This is a genomic window from Bifidobacterium moukalabense DSM 27321 (assembly GCF_000522505.1).
GTDB lineage: Bacteria > Actinomycetota > Actinomycetes > Actinomycetales > Bifidobacteriaceae > Bifidobacterium > Bifidobacterium moukalabense.
Genome location: NZ_AZMV01000007.1, coordinates 326,106 through 345,034 on the forward strand (window position 1 = coordinate 326,106; position 18,929 = coordinate 345,034).

Genomic DNA, 18,929 nt, shown 5'->3' on the forward strand with positions numbered 1-18,929 from the left:
TATGACCGACGAATTCAAGCCCATCATCCGAGATCCGCAGAAATCCGCGAATATGCTGCAGCAGAACGACTCCCCGGAACCGTTGGGGTCTCCGGAGGCGGATGCCTCCGCCGATCCGATAGCCGATGTGCTGTCCGCGGATGAGGTGCGCAGGGGCCTTGCCAAGGCCGATCCGCTGACCCGTCATCCCCGCATCTCCAGCATTGTGCAGTGTGTGGTGTTCGGGCTGATTCTGCTGGCCTCCTCCGTCGGTGTGTGGTGGCTGGGCGTATACACGTTGAGCGGCCAGAGCTATGAGGACATGGTCTGGTCGAAGTTTTCCGATGCGCTGCCGGCATGGTTCGGCCCGGTGGTGCATGTCTTCACGATCTCGCGGCTGGTGCAGGGCATCAGCGTCGCCATGGCGATCGTCGCATTGATTGTGCTGATCGTGCGCAAGCGATGGCTGCTGATTGCGCAGCTGGCCGTATTCGGCGGATTGTGCTTTACCGCGGCGAAGGTGCTCAAGAGCACGCTTCCACGCCCCTATCTGATCAATCTCGATTCGAATCCCGTCAATTCCGCGCCTTCCGGACACACCATCCTCGCCACCGCGGCCGGCGTGATGCTGCTGTGCGCGGTGCCGCGCGCCCTACGCGCCCTGACGGCGGTGATCGGCTGGGCCTACGCCGTGCTCGTCGGACTGTCGGTGATCGCCGATCAATGGCATCGGCCGGTCGATGTGATCATGGCGTTGCTGATTGTCGGAGGTCTTGCGCTGCTGATGCTTGCCGTGAGTTTCGCCAATGGCATGGATGAGCCCGGCAGGCGTGCGTCCTCGCCGTCGGTGCAGATCGTCGGCAGTGTGATGCTGACGTTCGGCGTGCTCGGGACCCTGTACGGCGCCTACATCGTCTGGCAGATCCAGCCTGGCCTTGCCCTGAGCGCGGAATGGACGAATGCCGGCGCGCATGCCTCCACCACGATTCTCACGGCATCGGTCGCCGCATTGGTGTTCGGCCTGGTGTTGGCCATGCGTCAACTGACCGCCTCGCCGCTGACGAAGCTCGGACTGGTCGGCGCTCCGCCGGCCCCACCTAAGCGGTAGGGGCGGGCTGCCGACGCCTCCCCGGCACACGGGAGTTTGCCAATCCTCTATAGTTCGTGAGTATTATTGCGTTGCAAACGCTAGTAATAAGGAGTGGCAATGGCTACCGGCAGCAAGCTCGTTATTGTGGAGTCTCCCACCAAGGCCAGGAAAATCGGAGGATATCTCGGTTCCGACTATACGGTCATGGCATCGGTGGGCCACATCCGCGACCTTGCGCAGCCCAGTCAGGTGCCGTCCGACGACAAGGCCAGGTACGGCAAGTTCGGCGTCGACGTGGAAGACGGCTTCAAGCCGTACTACATCGTGGACGGCGACAAGAAGAAAACCGTCTCCGAACTGAAAAGCGCACTGAAGAAGGCCGATACCCTCTACCTCGCAACCGATGAGGATCGCGAGGGGGAGGCCATCGCATGGCATCTGGTGCAGACGCTCAAGCCGAAGGTGCCGGTTAAGCGCATGGTGTTCCACGAGATTACGCCGGAGGCGATCAAGGCATCGCTCAACAACACCCGCGATGTGGATGGCGCCATGGTCGACGCGCAGGAGACCCGCCGAATCCTGGACCGCCTGTACGGCTATGAGTTGTCTCCGGTGCTGTGGCGCAAGGTCGGTCCCGGCCTGTCCGCAGGCCGCGTGCAGTCCGTGGCCACCCGTCTGATCGTCGAACGCGAGCGTGAACGCATGGCGTTCGTCCGTGCCCCGTACTGGGACGTCACCGCCACGTTGGAGGCGATGGGCGCCGAAGGCGACAATGTGGCCTTCGACTCGCGCATGGTGTCGCTTGACGGCCGCCGTTTGGCCGGTTCCAAGGATTTCGGCGAGGATGGCCGCTTGACCGCCGCCGGTGCCAAGGACCATGTCGTTCAGCTTGACGAGACGCAGGCCCGTGCGCTTGCGCAGTCGTTGGAATTCGCGACGTTCACCGTCACGTCGATGGAATCGAAGCCGTACCGCCGTCGCCCGCTTCCGCCGTTCACCACGTCGACGTTGCAGCAGACCGCCGGCAACCGCCTGTCGATGAGCTCGCGGCAGACGATGCGTGCGGCCCAGGGATTGTATGAGAACGGCTACATCACATACATGCGTACCGATTCGGTGACGCTGTCGCAGGAGGCCATCGCGGCCGCCCGTTCGGCGGTGAAGTCGCATTTCGGCGACGCGTTCCTGTCGGATGCGCCGAAGCAGTACGCCACCAAGACCGCCGGCGCGCAGGAGGCCCACGAATGCATTCGCCCGGCCGGCGCGCAGTTCCGCGATCCGGGCGAGGTCGCCAAGAAGGTGCCTGCCGATCAGGCCCGTCTGTATGCGCTGATCTGGCAGCGTACGCTTGCCTCGCAGATGGCCGACGCCACCGGCTCCACCGCCACAGTGCGCCTGTCCGCACCGGCCGGTGACCAGGGTGAGGCCATGTTCCAGGCCTCCGGCACGGTGATTGAATTCCCGGGCTTCATGAAGGCCACGGGAGAGGGCCGTCGCGCTTCCACCGACAAGACCACCGAACAGTCCGCCAAGAGGAACGACGACAACGCCTCCCTGCCGCCGATGAAGCCGGGCGACGAGCTTGCCGCGACGCAAGTCGCCGCCGACGGCCACGAGACCCAGCCTCCGGCGCGGTACACCGAGGCCTCGCTCGTCAAGACGCTGGAGGCCAAGGAGATCGGTCGCCCGTCCACGTATGCGAGCATCATCTCCACCATCATCGATCGTGGGTACGTATACGAACGCGGCCGCGCGCTGATTCCGTCGTGGCTGGCCTTCTCCGTGGTCAAGCTGTTGGAGACGAAGTTCCCGAAATACGTGGACTACCAGTTCACCGCAGACATGGAAAACGGCCTGGACCAGATCGCCCATGGCATGGAGACCGGCAAGGATTGGCTGACCAGCTTCTATTTCGGTTCCGGCGAAGGCGCGGCGCAGTCGCAGGACGAGGCGCATGCCGGCCTGCAGCAGCAGGTCGCGCAGCTTGGCGAGATCGATGCCCGCGCCATCAACACGATTGAGATCGGCGACGGCCTGCACGTGCGCGTCGGCCGTTACGGCCCATATCTGGAAGACATGAACAATCTGGATGCCGAAGGCAATCCGAAGCGTGCGTCGCTGCCCGACACCCTCGCCCCGGATGAGCTGACGGTGGAGGTCGGCCATGATCTGATAGAGAATCATTCCGGCGGTCCGCGCGAACTCGGCAAGGATCCGGTTTCCGGAGGGACCGTGGAAGTGCGCAACGGCCGTTTCGGACCGTACGTCGCGTTGATCATGCCGCAGTCGGAGGTCGCCGGCGATGCCGCCACGGAGGCCAAGCCGAAGCGTGGCTCCAAGAAGGCCGCGGCGGATCGGCCGAAGATGGCGTCGCTGTTCAAGACGATGAGCCCCGAATCGTTGACCTTGGAAGACGCGCTGAAACTGCTAAGCCTGCCGCGTGAAGTCGGCACATACGAGGAGGCGAACGCCGAAACCGGCGAGTTGCAGCAGGTCACGGTGATGGCGAACAACGGCCGTTACGGCCCGTACCTGACCAAGACCGGTGCCGACGGCAAGTCCGACACCCGTTCGCTGGCTTCGGAGGACGAAATCTTCACGGTCGATCTCGACAAGGCCAAGGAACTGTTCGCGCAGCCGAAATACGGTCGCGGGCGCGGCCGTGGCGCCGCCAAGCCGCCGCTGCGCGATCTGGGCACCGACCCGGAGACGCAGAAGCATGTGACCATCAAGGAAGGCTTCTACGGCGCGTACATCACCGACGGCGAGACAAACCGCACACTGCCGAAGCAGTATGCGGCCGAGTCGATCGAGCCGGCCGAAGCGTTCAGGCTGCTGGCCGAAAAACGCGCGCAAGGCCCGTCGAAGCGCGGTCGTGGGCGCAAGTCCTCCGCCAAAAAGACGGCCGCCAAGAGCGCGAAGGCCGGCAAGGTGAGCGCAACCGAGAAGGCCCGTGCGGATCGCCGCGCCAAGGTGCGCGAACTGGCCGACCAAGGCTGGGCGAATACGCGCATTGCGAAGGAGATCGGTTCCACCGCCGCCACGGTCAAGGCCGATGTTGACTGGCTCGCCGCCAATGAGGGATATTCCCGTCCCGAAGTGGTTCCCGCCCGTTGATCCCCGCCAGGATCGAGGCCGGAACGGGTCGGTCGGAGACCACGGTACAGTGATGGGTATGCAGGGCATGTTCGTTTCTTTCGAAGGCGTTGACGGCGTGGGCAAAACCACGCAGGTCGAACGGTTGCGTGCGCATGTCGAGGCGCAGGGGCGCGAATGCGTGGTCACGCGTGAGCCGGGCGGCACCGCATTGGGCGTGGCCATCCGCAGAATGCTTCTTCACGGCGTTGCCTCCGATGCCCGCCCCCAGGCGGAACAGACGGGGGATGGCCGGCAATCGGAGCCTGCCGACATCGCCCCGCGTGCCGAGGCGCTCCTGTTCGCGGCGGACCGCGCGCAGCATGTGGCCGAAGTGATCCTCCCGGCACTTGAGCGCGGCGCGGTGGTGATCACCGACCGCTATCTCGACTCGTCGCTGGCCTACCAGGCGGGCGGACGCGAACTGACGCTGAAGGACATCCGGGATCTCAGCATGTGGGCCACCAACGGATTGTTGCCGGAACGCACATATCTGCTGGATATGGATCCGGCCGCCTCGCATGCACGGCTGCAGCACGGCGAGGATCGCATGGAGTCCGCCGACGATGATTTCCAGAACCGTACGCGCGACGCCTTCCTTGAACTCGCCAAGGCCGAACCGGAACGCTTCCGCGTCATCGATGCCAGCCGATCCATCGAAGAGGTCTGGCGGCTGATCGAAGGAGATTTCGTCGCAATCGACCATTCCCGGCCGGACTGGCAATTGACGGCTCCCGCCGGCGAGAGCGTGGAGGGAATCGCACGATGAGCGTATGGGATTCCATAGTGGGGCAACGTCAGGTGGTGGAGCAGCTCAAGGCCATCTCCTGCGGCGACCCGAAGTCGATCGCGCAATCCTGGCTGATCTGCGGGCCTCCCGGATCCGGCCGCTCCAACGTGGCGCGCGCCTTCGCGGCCGCATTGGAAAGCCCCGACCACGGTCTTGACGGCGACCCGACCAAAGTCACCCGGCAGGTGCTTGCCGGCACGCATCCCGATGTGACCGTACTCGCCACGAACAAGGTGACCATCGGCATCGACCAGGTGCGCGATCTGATCACCACCTCCGAGCAGATGCCGAGCACCGCACCATGGCGGATCATCATCATCGAAGACGTGGACCGTATGCTCGAACGCACCACGAATGTGCTGCTGAAGGAGATCGAGGAGCCAAGCGAACACGCCATCTGGCTGTTGTGCGCCCCAAGCGCGCAGGATGTGCTGCCGACCATCCGCTCACGTACCCGCATCGTGAACCTCGCCGTGCCCTCGAACCAGGCCGTGGCGAAATTCCTCGAGGAGACCTCGCAGGTCGAGCCGAAAATCGCGGCCCGTGCGGCCCGTCTCGCCGAGGGACATATCGGCATCGCCAGATTGTATGCCTGCAATGAGCGGATCATGTCGGATCGTGACGAACTGGTCGTGGGTGTGCTCAATCTTACGAAGGCGTCCGATGCGGTGTTGCTGGCCGGCGATCTCATCGACAATGCGAAGGCGCAGGCCGAGGCGGATGTGGAGGTCAGGGCCGCCGCCGCGGAAGCCGATTTCCGCAGGATCAACGGACTCGGCCCGAAGGATCGCATTCCGCCGAAACTGCGCGGCGCCTACAACGCCATTGCCAAAAAGGACGAGCTCAAGCGGCAGGCCACGCGTCTGACACGTGACGTGCTTGACCGCGCGCTCAACTCGGTGGTGAGCATCTACCGTGATGTGGCCGTGCTGCAGAACAACGCCGAGGATTCCGTCGGTCTGATTAATCTCGAAAACCGCTCCTCGATCGCCGAACTGTCGGTACGGTTGAATCGTGCTGCGGCCGTACGCCGGCTGGAATGCATCGCCACGGCCCGCAGGCGCCTCAACGGCAACGGCAATCCCACACTGGTGTTCGAGGCCCTGTTCTGCGCCCTGATCCCGTAAGGCCGAAGCGCACCCCGCACTGGGGATCGGCATCCTTACCGGGAGCCATTCGGAACCACGGTGGAGTCGCGGATGATGAGCCGCGGCGGCAACGAGATGTGCGCCGGGCGTTCCGGGCCGAGTGCGATCAGACGCAATGCCTCCGATACGATCTGTTGGAATGGTGGCCGCACCGAGGTGAGCGTCGGCATGGTGGTCGAGGCGATCGGCGAATCGTTATAGCCGACAATCAGCACATCCTGCGGCACGCGGAGCCCCAAGGCGTGCAGGGCCACCATCATGCCGAACGCGATGGTGTCGTCCGCGCAGACCACGGCCTCCGGCTGCACCAGCGGCTCGGAGAACAGCCGCATCGCACAGTCGAAACCGCGTTGCACGCTGCGTTCGCCGAACCGGTTCCAGTCGGGCTGCGTCCTCAGATGGTGCGCACGCACTTGCGTATGGAACATGGCGAACAGCTCCGCCGATTCGAAGGAGATCTCCTTGCCTGCCATGTAGGCCACGGATTCGATGCCCTGATCGGCCAGATGCCCGATGACCATCTCCATGGCGGCGTTTTCGTCGAGGCCGACCATCGACGTATGGAAGGATCGTTGCCGGCCTCCGACCTGCACGATCGGCAGGGTGCCGGCGTACCGTTCGAGGACTTCGGTGAGATCGGCCCCGGCCGCGGGCACCACAATGAGCCCGTCCACATGGCGTGCGACCAATGACGCCATGCGCTCGCCCTGCGCCTCCTGGTCCGCTCCGATGCCGAGCAGCAGCTGCTGCGAATCCACGTCGATGGTCGGCTCGATTTCGTCGAGCAGTTGCGCGCTGAACGTTTCGGTGGCGCTGGGAATGATCAGGCCGATGGTGTTGGTGATGGTGCTGCGCAGTGCGCTTGCCGCATAGTTGACGGAATAGTCGAGCTGCTCGGCGGCCGCGCGTACGCGACGGGCGATGTCGTCGTCTTTGGTGCGTTTGCCCGACAATACGCGGGAAACGGTTGCGATCGACACATTCGCCAATGCGGCCACGTTCGTAATCGAACGGTTGCTCTCGTTCCTGCCTGCCATGTTCTCCTCCGTCACGCGGTCCCGTCATGGCGATCCGCCGCAGGGCCTTGGTCCGCTCTGCGCGAATAACGGGACCTACCAAGAATAGAACAGCCGCCCGTCGGACATGGCGGGCGGCTGCAAGGAATCGACGATGATCGGACTCACGCGGCGTTGGCGAGGATGCCGATCAGCTTGTCGGCGCAGGCATCGGCGTCGTCACCCTCGACGTTGATGACTACGGTGTCGCCCTGCTTGATGCCCAGGCCCATGATGGACAGGATGGAACCTGCCGGAACGGCGTTGCCGCCCTCCTTGGCGATGGTCACGTTGCAGGCGGAGGCGGTGACGGCCTGTGCGAACTGTGCCGCCGGACGTGCGTGGATGCCGACGGGGTCATTGATGACGAGATTGCGGGTTGCCATGGTGACACTCCTTTGAGTCGTTGTATTACTTGGTTGCGTTCTTCAATTGTGCAGGAACAGTGCGGCGGCACGATGCCACTTAGCGAAAAGCATACCACTTTTTTTACGAAACGCAGAAAACGTTTTCCATTTTCATATTGCTGGATATTTATGTATACTGGCGGCAGGCTGAAAATGATTTACCGGCAATGACGGTGGGAATCGTTGCAGTGACCAGTTCTTCTTCGCGATCGCACCGTATGCGTTCGTCAGGAAAATCCAAGGAAACAGGAAAAGGAGTTCTCATGAACATCAAAGGTGTTGGCATCGGTCGTGGCGTCGCGGTCGGTCCGGTTATTCGCATGGCCGCTCCACTGCCTGAACCGTCGGACGCCCCGCGCGCCGAAGGCGTCGCCGCCGAAACCGAAATCGCACGCGCCGAACAATCGCTGGCACTGGTGAACGCCGATCTCAACCGTCGCGCCGAAGAGGCCGCCAAGGGTGACGAAGGCGCCCGAAAGGCCGCTCCGATTCTTCAGGCCATCGCCATGTTCGCCTCCGATCCGTCCCTTGCGCAGTCCATCAAGGATCTGATCAACCAGGGTAAGACCGCCGAACGCGCCGTGTTGGAGGGCTTCGCGGCCGTGGAAGACATGTTCCGCGCCATCGGCGGATACCAGGCCGAACGTGCGGCCGACCTGCATGATGTCGGTCAGCGTGTGATCGCCGACCTGATGGGCGCTCCGGCCCCGGGTCTGCCGGTGAGCGAAACCCCGTTCGTACTCGTCGCCGAAGACCTGTCCCCGGCCGATACCGCCGCGCTCGACATGAGCAAGACCCTCGCCATCGTGACCTCGCAGGGCGGTCCGACCTCGCACACCGCCATCCTGGCCCGCGCCCGCGGTATCGTGGCTATAGTCTCCGCCGCAGGGGCGGCCGATCTGACCGACGGCACCAATGTGATCGTGAACGCGGCCAAGGGCGAAATCACCGTCGACCCGACCGAAGAGGAGATCGCCGCGGCCGAAGCGGCCAAGTCCCGCGCCGCGGCGGCCAAGGAGTTGCGCGGTAACCCGGGCGCCACCAAAGACGGCCATCTCATTCCGCTGTTGGCGAATGTGGGCAAGCCGGCCGATGCCGCCACAGCACTGGAATATGGCGCCGAAGGCGTGGGCCTGTTCCGCACCGAATTCCTATTCATCGGCAACGCCGAACCGCCGAGCGTCGAAGAGCAGACCAAGGCCTATGCCGAACTGCTCAGCCAGTTCCCCGGCAAGAAGGTCGTGATCCGCATGCTCGACGCCGGTGCCGACAAGCCGCTGCCGTTCCTGACTCCGGAAGACGAGCCGAACCCCGCCCTCGGTCTGCGTGGCCTGCGCACCCTGAAGGCCCATATGGATGTGCTTGAGGGCCAGCTCAAGGCCCTTGCCGCCGCGGACGCCGCAACCGACGCCAATCTGTGGGTCATGGCCCCGATGGTGGCCGACGAGCATGAAGCCGACTACTTCGTCAAACTCGGCAAGAGCTATGGTCTGAAGTTCGTAGGCGCCATGGCGGAGGTGCCCTCCATCGCCCTGATGGCCGACAAGGTGGCCAAGGTGGCGGACTTCGTGTCCATCGGCACCAACGACCTGACCCAGTACACGCTGGCCGCCGACCGCACCCTCGGTTCCGTGGCCAACTATCAGACCGCATGGCATCCGGCCGTGCTGCGTGCCATCAAGATGATCTGCGACGCAGGCAACGCCAACGGCATGCCGGTGGGCGTATGCGGCGAGGCCGCCGCCGATCCGGATCTGGCCGTGGTGCTCGTCGGTCTGGGCGTCAACTCCCTGTCCATGACCCCGGTGGCCCTGGATGACGTACGCGCCGCACTCGCCGAGGTCACCTTCGAAGAGGCCAAGGCCAAGGCGGCCGCCGCGCTGAACGGCGACTTCTACACTCCGGCCGAGTGAGCCGGCCGACATCAGCCGTGCCTGCCTGATCCACGGATCCGACAGGCCCTGTTTCCCGGAACGACCCCGAATTCCGTATGCCTTGCGCGGAAATCGGGGTCGTTCCGGTTATGCGGTGGTTGCGGTCGTAAGGCGCTCCCGCCATTGGACGACGGGCTGATTCCCACAGATCGGGCCCGCACGACGCATGATGCGGCGTCGTCATGCGTCACGCGTATGCGCGATACTTGGAAGCATGAAGATTTCCGCAGATTTCACCGTCATCCCCGACGCGTATGCCAAGGCGGCGCCGCCTGAGAACTGCATTGACGGCACCCCGATCGTCTCCTTCCCCTTCTACATCGACGAGCTCGACCCGTCGGTACGGTTCCTGCATTGGGAATTCGTCGATCCGGATTCGATTCCGGTCTGCGGCTTCCAGTGGAACCACTGGTCGCTGGCGAATCTGCCGGTCGATGCGCTGATGTACGACTTCAACGATTCCCATGCGCTGGCGATTCCGGCCGACTTCTCCCGTACCGTTTCCGCGATGATTCCCGAGACGGTGCAGGGCCGCACCTCCGCCGCCTCGCCGCTGCTGACCGGCCGCAGCACCGATCCCGCAGTCACCATGCACTACAACGGCCCGTACCCGCCGGATCGGGATCATGACTACTTCCTGCACGTATGGGGCACCATGGCACCTCTGGCCGGTCTCAATCAGGGCTTCTGGCTGAACGAAATGGAACGCGCCCTGCGCAATGACGACGGCCTCGTCGATCAAGGCGGCATCTTCCTCACCGGCAAAGCCTGATCCCTCACACCTCGCAGAGGGAGGGAACATCATCGAAAGGAATGAACAACAACATGGCGTGCACCACGATTCTGGTCGGTAAGAACGCAAGCTATGACGGCTCGACCATCATCGCCCGCAATGAAGACAGCGCAAACGGCGAATTCTGCCCGAAGCGCTTTATCGTAGTCAAACCGGAGGAGCAGCCGCGCAGGTACCGCAGCGTGCTCTCCCACGTACAGATCGACCTGCCGGAGGAGCCGTTGCAATACACGGCCGTGCCGAACGCCGACCTGAAGGAGGGCATCTGGGGCGAAGCCGGCGTCAACGAGGCGAATGTGGCCATGAGCGCCACCGAAACCCTCACCACCAACGAGCGCGTGCTCGGCGCGGATCCGTTCGTGGAGCTTGCTCCGGCCAAAGGCAGGGAAGGCGAGGACGGTTACGAGCCGGAAGTGCCCGGCGGCATTGGCGAGGAGGATTTCCTCACCCTCGTGCTGCCGTATATCAGGACCGCCCGTGAGGGCGTGGAACGTCTCGGCGCGCTGCTTGAGGAGTTCGGCACCTATGAGATGAACGGCGTCGCCTTCTCCGACGTCGACGAGATCTGGTGGCTGGAGACGGTCGGCGGCCATCATTGGATCGCCAAACGCGTGCCGGATGAGGCCTACGTGACCATGCCGAACCAGCTGGGCATCGACGAATTCGATCTCGAGGACGCCTTGGGCGATCAAGAGGAGCATATGTGCTCCGCCGACCTGGGGGAGTTCATCGCGCGCAACCATCTGGACCTGTCGGTGGAAAACGCCACGCCGTTCAACCCGCGCGACGCCTTCGGCTCCCACTCCGATTCCGACCATGTGTACAACACCCCGCGCGCCTGGTACATGCAACGCTTCCTCAACCCGTACGACGAGCAGTGGGACGGCCCCGACGCCGTTCATCAGCCGACCTCCGACGACATTCCGTGGGCCCGCCAGCCGGAGCGTAAGATCACCATCGAAGATGTGAAGTACGTGCTGAGCTCCCATTATCAGGGCACTCCGTACGATCCGTACGGCAAGCTCGGCGATCAGCGCACGCGCCACATGTTCCGACCGATCGGCATCAACCGCCAGAGCCAGCTCGCGGTCATGCAGATCCGCCCGTACCGCCCGCAGGTCAGCCGTGCGGTTCAGTGGATGGCCTACGGCTCCAATCCGTTCAATACGCTGGTGCCGTTCTTCCCGAACGTGAATGCCACGCCGAAGTACCTGGAAGACACCACTACGCGCGTTACCTCCGAGAACTTCTACTGGGAGAACCGCATCATCGCGGCCTTGTGCGACGCGTCCTTCGCCGACACCGCCAACGCGGTGGAGCGCTATCAGGAGAAGACCGGCGCGATGGGCCACCGCATGGTAGCCGCAGCCGACGAGCAGATCGACAGGCTGTGCGAGGATTCCGCCTTCGAATTCGATACCGAATCCGGTGCGAATGGCGAAATCGATGATGTGCAGCCGATGGAACCGGATGAGATCATCAAGGCCACCCGCAATGCGGAGGCTCGTGAGATACTCGCCGCAGCCAACCGGACCATGGCCGACCAACTCAAGGAGGAGACCGACAAGCTGCTCGATTCCGTGCTCTACACAGCGAGCATGAACATGAAGAACGGCTTCCATATGTCCGACTTCTGACCCGCGATGTTATAGGGGAGACCATAACCCCCTCTGTAACGTGCGACCACTACAATAGCCTTCGTCTTAAATCCCAGAAAGGAACCCCAGTGACCGACATTGAGGATTTCACCAGCCAGTACGGCCTGGTTCAGAAGATTGACGCGTTCGGGTATCTCGACTATCTGAAGAACAATCCGGATGCCCCGCGCAAGCATGGCAAGATCGTGCTCGTCACCGCCGATACCCCGCTGAAGGCATCGCGCGGCGAAGGCAAGACCACCACCACGATCGCCCTGATCGACGCCCTGCGTGAACGTGGCATCGATGCGACCGCCGTGCTGCGTCAGCCGAGCATGGGCATCACCGCGGCCGGTTCCAAAGGCGGCGCATCGGGTGGCGGCAAGGCTTCCCTGACCCATCCGGAGCTGATCGACTGGGGTCTGTGCGGCGAGATGGGCGCCATCGAGGCCGCCCAGAACCTGCTTGTCTCCTTCGCTGAGAAGGCGATCGACGAGGGCAGGCTCGATGAGATTCTGGTGCCGCGCGTCTCCGAGGTGCCGTCGCGCTCTCTGCGTCAGATCGCCGTGGACCGGGGCAAGGGCAACGTTGCGGAACGCATGGTGCTCACCCCGACCTGCGAACTGATGCAGATCGTCGTGCTGTCTCGTTCCATGGATGAGATCGCCGACCGTGTGGCCAGGATGATTGCCGGCACCAAGGACGGCAAAGCCGTCACCTTCGGCGAATTCGTCGATTTGTGGCGCATCACCGGCATTCTGTCCGACGCCGTCAAGCCTGCCAAGACCGAGACCGTGAACGGTTCCCCGGTATATGTGCATGGCGGCCCGTTCGCGAACGTGTCCATCGGCATTCCGACGCTCGTCTCCGTGGAGATGGCCTGCGCCCTGCACGATGTGGTGATCGTCGAGGCTGGCTATGGCGCCGACGCAGGTGCCCAAAAGTGGCTTGACATCGCATGTCGCGAGTATGGCGCACAGTGGCCGTCCGCCGCCATCGTCGTGACCCGTGCCTCCACCTGGCGTGACGATCCGGCGCTCGCCTGGCGCTACCCGTTCCATGTGCAGCGTCTTGAAGGCCTTGATATTCCGACCTTCCCGCTGATCAACCTGTGGGAGGGCGAGGACGATCAGATTCCGGCCCTCAAGGAGACCGCCAAGGAACTGGAATTCCGCGAGCCGATCATCGGCAACTTGTACCGTGACGGCGGCGACGCGCTCGCGCCGCAGCTGGACGCCTTTGTGGATGCCGTGGTGAACGGTTCCATGCCGGCCGAGCCACACAGCCACAGGGGCATGGCCCTCGTGGAGAACGTGCGCTGGGTGGCCGAGCGTGCATATGGCGTTCCTGCCGAGCGTGTGGTCCTGAAGGACGGTTTCGCCGAATCCCTGAACGAAGCCATGGATCTGTGCGCCGGCGCGGGTATGGATCTGGGCGATATGGCTCTGGTGGCGGTGAAGTCTCCGGCCACCATGACCGACAACGATACCGCTCCCGAAGAGGAACGCACCGTGACCCTGAAGAAGGTCGAGGTGCATTCCGGTGCCGGACTGGTCCACGTGAACCTGACCACGTCCCTTACCACCCCCATGCCGAAGATCGTCTGATTTTCGCCGTCTTCGACAGTGCTGCGAGCCCTGGAGGCCGCCGATCCATCGTGGGTCGGCGGCCTTTTGCGTTTCGGGATGGCCGACACGCCCGAAGTGATGAAATGGCAAATTTTTTCGCGGGGTTCTTCCGTTGTTTCGAACTGATTCATGTATAAATTTCGGTGGGATTTCTTGATGTGGGAAACAAATTCGTTTTCCATACGGAAGCAGGCGCAAGGGTATGTTCCCGAAATGACTAAGAGGGTAATCCCCCTTTTTTTGTATCGCGTTATGCACCTGGCTGCACATGGAGAATCGAGTGATTTCAACCATGTTGCCCCTTCAAGTGGTATTGCGAGCCCCCTTGTAGAAGGTAAAGTGATGGTCGATCAACTAAGCAAGGGGCATGTCGGGGCGGCCTGGGGGATTGCAAATGCAAAAACCGCTTCGACGGAGTGCGGCATTTGGTATCCATAAGGCAGGTGGCATGCGTCGTAGGGGTATGCATTCGGGTCGTAAGGCCCGTCATGCAACGCGTCGGGCACGTGCATCACGATTCGTGATGGCGGTGCTTGCGTTGCCGAAGCGTATCTTCGGCCAGGCACGCGCCCATGTCCGTGGTTTCTCCCGCAAGGTTCAGGCCGCTTTCCTCGCCTTCGTCATGGTCTTCTCCGTGATCATCGCCCTTCCGAGCGCCCAGGCCGACGATGATGATCACATAGCCAGCAGTGACTGCCAGGTCATGGACGACAACAGCCTCGATTCCGTGCATCTTGACTTCAAGGTCAGCCAGCGTTCAGGCAATGGCGGTTCCGTCGATTACAGCGCCGTTGATCCAAGCCATGTCGACAACATCATGCCCGGCTCGACTATCAGCATCGGCATCAGGGGCAAGTTCAAGGAAAACCGGATCAACAAAGGCAACCTTTGCTGGCAGTACCAGCTTCCGATGAACTACGACTCGGTCAAAGGCATGCAAGACATGTACGACCATGCCGGCAACGTCACCAAGGCGAAACTGAGCATCGTGCATAAGGCGATGAACGGCGAGGATGTGGCCTTCCTGCAGATCGACTTCAACAAGGATTGGGTCACCTCCCAAGACAGGAACTTCCAGTTCAACTATCCGCTGTCCGTTGACGGCTCCAAACTGGACATTCCCGCAGGCGTCAGCGCCGACTGGAGTTTTGCGGGCGCCGGTTCCCCCGTCAAAATCAGCCTGAGCGGCTATGACATCACCGGCAACAAGAACTGTTGGGCCGACAGCAGCGTAGCGGTGCAGACCAAAGGCAACCATGGCATGAAGTGCGAGGTCACGCTGACCGCCGAAAGCGACATGACCGACTTCCAGTTCTATGACGAATGGGGCAGTGACCTCATCGTCCATGATGATCTGAAGTTCGAGAATACCTCCAACTGGAACACGCTTACCGTCGGGAACTTCACGAAGAAAAGCTCGAACATGAGCTTCACCTACTCGAACCTTCCCAAGGGCCAGTACAAGATCTCCTATACCACCGAGGTCAGGAAGGGCGCCGCCAACAATGGCTACAACAGCACGCACGCCAAGAACACTGCGAAGTGGTATGCGAAGGGCCTTGATTCCTGGCATGAGAGCTCGTTCACCCCGCAGAGATTCGACGATTCCGGCAACTCTGGCGGCAGCTCCGGCGGGGGTAACAACTATACGTACGTGCGCAAATCCGGCAGCTATGAGAAGACCTCGAGCGGTCAGTACATCGCCACGTGGCAGGTCCATCTCAATACCGGCAGCGACAAGTTCAACCTTTCCCGGGGTTTCGCCGTCCGTGACGAGTTGCAGTCGAACCAGTCCTACAACACCGCGTACGGTCTGAAGATCTACAGGGGCGGCAATGTCAGCGGCGAGCCGGCCAAGACCCTGTCGGAAGACGGGTTCAAAGCCCTCATCAAGAGCCGTGGCGAGCAGATTTCCAAGGACGAGAACGGCAACGGCCGCAACTGCAACGGAACGCAATGCTTCCTCTACTCGTTCGACAACGACTCCACGTTCGGTTCCGAAGAGGTCACCCTCGTCTACCAGACGGTGCTTGACGTCGACAAGGCCGGTTCGTTCAGCAACCTGGCCCGCGTTGACGAGAGAGGCCATGAACGGGAGAACAACGGCGCATCGGTGACTCCGGACACCGGCGATGCCGGTGCCGAGCTCATCACCAAAACCGTTGATGCGAACAAGACGAAGGAAGTCGGCAAGAATTCGTTGGGCGCCACGGTGTATTCGGTGCCGTGGACCATCACCGTCGATCCGCACGCCGGTGGCAATACGAAGCAGCTCACGAATCTCAATCTCTACGAGGATTGGGTCAACGGCAACAGCGACGGCAACACCCAGCATATGTGGTACACCGGCAGCACGCTGAATCTCAAGGTGGAGGAATGCTCCTCCGAGACCAACGGCACCTGCAATTGGACCGATGTGACCAAACTGTTCCGCGCCAAGTACAAGGATGGCAGAACGGATCTGCCGGATCGCACGGGAAACTACGATTTTCCCGAAGGCTGGTACCGCAACGCCGGCGAATACGACGGCGACGCCCTGCATGACGGCGTACCCGCGTTCAAGTTGGAAGACAACGGCTACAGGAACACGCTGAGGGACGCCCACGGCAACTACACGGGCGTCTACACGAAGAAGCTCCGCATTTCGTACAACACGTTGTTCGATGGCACGCCCGACCAGTATGTCAATTATGCCAAAATCGACTATGACCTGGCCGGCACATACAAGAACGACGTGGTGAGCGCGCGATTCGACCATACGTCCGGTAATTTCGTGGGCAAAACCATGGATGCCGAGAAGCAGGGCGCGAGCGACTACACCGACAACGCCACGTTCCAGACGGTGGAGGGCATCGCGAAGGAATACCGGCAGCGTGGACTCGCCTCGACGGATGAGGATGCGCTCGCACAGGCGAAGGCCAAGTATCCGCAAGGTCGTTGGGTGGCCCACTGGCGCGTGTGGGGCAATGGCACCAAATCCTGGTGGATCGACGGCTACAGCGGTTTCAGGAATCTGTCGAAAGTGAAGACGGTGTCGTTGCACGACACGTTGCCATTGGGCTGGTCCATTGCCGAGGACCGCCCGGTTTACGGACGTTTCGTCTCCGACAGCCTTACTGAGGAAGATGAGAACGACAATAAGACGGAGCATTGGGAGACATTCCGCCTGGTCGCCGATCAGAGCCAGTGCACAGGCGGCTCGTATACGTATACCGACGGCGGCAAGGGTGAGGTGACCGCCGACCCGGTGTGCGCCACCTATTCGGTGAAATCCGGCAGCGCCGACTTCACCGTGCCTAATGACGGCACGCTGACCTCGTACCGTACCGATGGCACCGATGAGCCTGATACCGCCAATCCGGCAGGCCAGGTCGAAGTACAGGGCAACGCCATCGTGGTGTTCAGCTACGACACGTACATCACTCCGGAGACCCTTGCGGAGAACGGTTACGAAATCGGCAAGACCAGCACGTACACCAATCATGCGAACATCGCGTTCGACGGCAGAAACCTCGTCGACACCGCGGCCGCCGGCAATGTGACGGTATCCACATCCAATGTGCTGAGCAAGGCAAAGCGCGGCGGCGACAGCTATGGCAAGGGCGAAGCCATCTATCAGGTGACCATCGACAACCCGGACCAATACCTGCTTTCCAGCGGAGACACCATCGAGTTGGTGGATTCGCTGAGCAACACCGCGCAGTATTCGCCGTTGTACCAGTCCAGCACATCCGAGGACGTCACGTTCATAGCCGCCACACTGGATGGAAACGACTACAAGGTGGCGGATGCCGGCCAGATCAAGGTGAAGATCAAGCAGGATCCGACCACGCTTGGCCAGACCATGACCATCTCCATTCCCAAGACGCTGACCTGGACCCGTTACAGCGGAGCCGACGTATGGGATAATGGCACGCCCGTCCATTGGGCGAATCCGCAGGAAACCGGCGAGGTGGTCAATCCCACGAAGCTGAGCCTGCTGTATCGCGTGCGGGCCAAAGGCATCGCGGGCCAGCGCGTGCACATCTCCAACAAGGTGAAGCTCGCGGGATCGAGCACATGGGTATCCACCCAGTCGATCGAAGCGGAGGTGAAAACCAATTCCGGCATCGTCAGCGCCGATCAGGCGACCGTGCTGAGCAAGAAGAACGATGATGACGAGCTTCTTGCGGGCGCGACGTTCAAGATCTGCGCGGTCGATCTGACCAAGTCGGCGTCCACACAGGATTGGGCGAATTGCAATGCCGTCTCGACGGTGACGACCGGTCCCGGCGGCACCGTCACCTTGGACGAAACGACGAACGGACTGAGATACGGTGTCGCCTATGCGGCGATCGAGACGAAGGCCCCGAAGGGATACCAGGTGAATCCCGCTCCGCAGTTCTTCTCGTTGCCGCAGCCTTCGCGGGGCGCATCCGGTGACTCCGTGGCGCCGCAGGGCTGCAGCGACGTTACCTGCAGTGCGCAATATACGAAGATAGCCAGGTGGTCTTCCGCGAATAGCGTGTATTTCTCCGGTGCGACCGACGGCGATCTGACGGTGTATGACGAGCCGGCCGAAGCCTCGGCGACGTGGCAGAAGGCCGACTCGGGCAAGCTGCAGATCTCCGGTGATTCCGTGAACGTGGACGATTTCCTCGCCGGCTCCGTGTGGCGGTTCACGAATGCCGATTCCGGCTGTTCCGCGGCGACGGGCGGCGACGCGGCGAAGCAGGCCACGTTGCCGTGTGTGTTCACGGTGAAGGATAACGGCGGTGCGATTGCGGCGAAGGGGGATACACCGGCGCAGATCGCCGATCAGGATTCCGTCTCCGGACGGTTCAAGGTGACCGGTTTCGGCAATGGCGTCACCTACTACGTCACCGAGGAACAGGCGCCGGACGGATACGCCAAACGTGCTGCAACATATGTGTTCACGGTCGATGCGTCGGGAAATGCGAGTTGGTCGGTGAAGGGTGAGCCTGTGAGCTCGGCCGCTGATACGACGAACTACCGACGTCGTCACGGTCTGTATGTGTTCAGCGTTTCGGCGGGCGGTTCCGCGGTTGATGCCGAATACCACGTAATCACCGACAATCCGCTGCTGCGAACCATGCCGCTCTCCGGACGATCCGGGGGAGTGGGGCTGTACCTGCTGCTCGGATTGGCGACCGGTGCATTGAGTTTTGGCCTTATGACCTCGACAGGAAAGGAGCGACGACCCAAAGCGTCCCATTCGCGGGTATGAACCCGCTCCTCGCAAAGACTTCCCTGCCGGACCGGGATGGCCCTATGTCTGCGGACCATAAACCCCGGTTCGCGACTGCCACCGGTTCGGCGGGGACATACGTAAC

11 protein-coding genes are annotated in these 18,929 nt (G+C 62.2%); 9 read left to right on the top strand and 2 right to left on the bottom strand.

What is annotated here, in order from left to right; genetic code table 11:
- Position 1: 1 nt before the first annotated feature.
- From BMOU_RS07615 to BMOU_RS07630, 4 genes are all read left to right on the top strand, one after another.
- Positions 2-1,087: a phosphatase PAP2 family protein gene (locus tag BMOU_RS07615; RefSeq protein ID WP_171002083.1), complete on the top strand. Its 1,086-nt coding sequence runs from the start codon at positions 2-4 to the stop codon at positions 1,085-1,087.
- A gap of 99 nt (positions 1,088-1,186) precedes the next feature.
- Positions 1,187-4,186: a type I DNA topoisomerase gene (topA, locus tag BMOU_RS07620; protein ID WP_034876403.1), complete on the top strand. Its 3,000-nt coding sequence runs from the start codon at positions 1,187-1,189 to the stop codon at positions 4,184-4,186.
- 58 nt (positions 4,187-4,244) lie between these two features.
- Positions 4,245-4,973, top strand: coding sequence for a dTMP kinase (gene tmk, locus BMOU_RS07625; RefSeq protein WP_034877416.1), 729 nt, complete (start codon positions 4,245-4,247; stop codon positions 4,971-4,973).
- A complete protein-coding gene (locus tag BMOU_RS07630) occupies positions 4,970-6,121 on the top strand; it encodes a DNA polymerase III subunit delta' (RefSeq protein WP_034876405.1) in 1,152 nt (383 codons plus the stop codon). The genes tmk and BMOU_RS07630 overlap by 4 nt, the downstream gene beginning before the upstream one ends.
- 35 nt (positions 6,122-6,156) lie before the next feature.
- Here BMOU_RS07630 and BMOU_RS07635 read toward each other — a convergent pair whose 3' ends face one another.
- Positions 6,157-7,179 carry a LacI family DNA-binding transcriptional regulator gene (locus BMOU_RS07635; protein WP_034876407.1) on the bottom strand — a complete coding sequence of 341 codons (1,023 nt, stop codon included), beginning with the start codon at positions 7,177-7,179 and terminating at the stop codon, positions 6,157-6,159.
- 143 nt (positions 7,180-7,322) lie between these two features.
- Positions 7,323-7,583 (bottom strand): HPr family phosphocarrier protein, encoded by a 261-nt coding sequence (locus BMOU_RS07640; protein ID WP_034876409.1) that lies wholly within the window; start codon positions 7,581-7,583, stop codon positions 7,323-7,325.
- A gap of 284 nt (positions 7,584-7,867) precedes the next feature.
- Here BMOU_RS07640 and ptsP point away from each other — a divergent pair, with 284 nt between their 5' ends.
- The 5 genes from ptsP to BMOU_RS07665 all read left to right on the top strand — a co-directional run bounded on the left by ptsP (position 7,868) and on the right by BMOU_RS07665 (position 18,823).
- A complete protein-coding gene (gene ptsP, locus BMOU_RS07645) occupies positions 7,868-9,517 on the top strand; it encodes a phosphoenolpyruvate--protein phosphotransferase (RefSeq protein ID WP_034876412.1) in 1,650 nt (549 codons plus the stop codon).
- Positions 9,518-9,752: 235 nt separating this feature from the next.
- Complete coding sequence (locus BMOU_RS07650; RefSeq protein ID WP_034876415.1) at positions 9,753-10,310, top strand: YbhB/YbcL family Raf kinase inhibitor-like protein; 558 nt, start codon at positions 9,753-9,755, stop codon at positions 10,308-10,310.
- Between the two features lie 53 nt (positions 10,311-10,363).
- On the top strand, positions 10,364-11,968 hold the full coding sequence (locus BMOU_RS07655) for a C69 family dipeptidase (protein WP_034877418.1): 1,605 nt from the start codon (positions 10,364-10,366) through the stop codon (positions 11,966-11,968).
- An 89-nt stretch (positions 11,969-12,057) separates the two neighbouring features.
- Entirely contained in the window at positions 12,058-13,575 is a 1,518-nt protein-coding gene (locus tag BMOU_RS07660; RefSeq protein WP_034876417.1) for a formate--tetrahydrofolate ligase, read from the top strand.
- A 469-nt stretch (positions 13,576-14,044) separates the two neighbouring features.
- Complete coding sequence (locus BMOU_RS07665) at positions 14,045-18,823, top strand: prealbumin-like fold domain-containing protein (protein WP_137648268.1); 4,779 nt, start codon at positions 14,045-14,047, stop codon at positions 18,821-18,823.
- The last annotated feature ends 106 nt before the right edge of the window (positions 18,824-18,929 follow it).

Bases quoted from the DNA above. Each gene is read 5' to 3' on its own strand.
- BMOU_RS07615 (WP_171002083.1), top strand. From the start codon at position 2: ATGACCGACGAATTCAAGCCCATCATCCGAGATCCGCAGAAATCCGCG.
- topA (WP_034876403.1), top strand. From the start codon at position 1,187: ATGGCTACCGGCAGCAAGCTCGTTATTGTGGAGTCTCCCACCAAGGCC.
- tmk (WP_034877416.1), top strand. From the start codon at position 4,245: ATGCAGGGCATGTTCGTTTCTTTCGAAGGCGTTGACGGCGTGGGCAAA.
- BMOU_RS07630 (WP_034876405.1), top strand. From the start codon at position 4,970: ATGAGCGTATGGGATTCCATAGTGGGGCAACGTCAGGTGGTGGAGCAG.
- BMOU_RS07635 (WP_034876407.1), bottom strand. From the start codon at position 7,179: ATGGCAGGCAGGAACGAGAGCAACCGTTCGATTACGAACGTGGCCGCA.
- BMOU_RS07640 (WP_034876409.1), bottom strand. From the start codon at position 7,583: ATGGCAACCCGCAATCTCGTCATCAATGACCCCGTCGGCATCCACGCA.
- ptsP (WP_034876412.1), top strand. From the start codon at position 7,868: ATGAACATCAAAGGTGTTGGCATCGGTCGTGGCGTCGCGGTCGGTCCG.
- BMOU_RS07650 (WP_034876415.1), top strand. From the start codon at position 9,753: ATGAAGATTTCCGCAGATTTCACCGTCATCCCCGACGCGTATGCCAAG.
- BMOU_RS07655 (WP_034877418.1), top strand. From the start codon at position 10,364: ATGGCGTGCACCACGATTCTGGTCGGTAAGAACGCAAGCTATGACGGC.
- BMOU_RS07665 (WP_137648268.1), top strand. From the start codon at position 14,045: ATGCGTCGTAGGGGTATGCATTCGGGTCGTAAGGCCCGTCATGCAACG.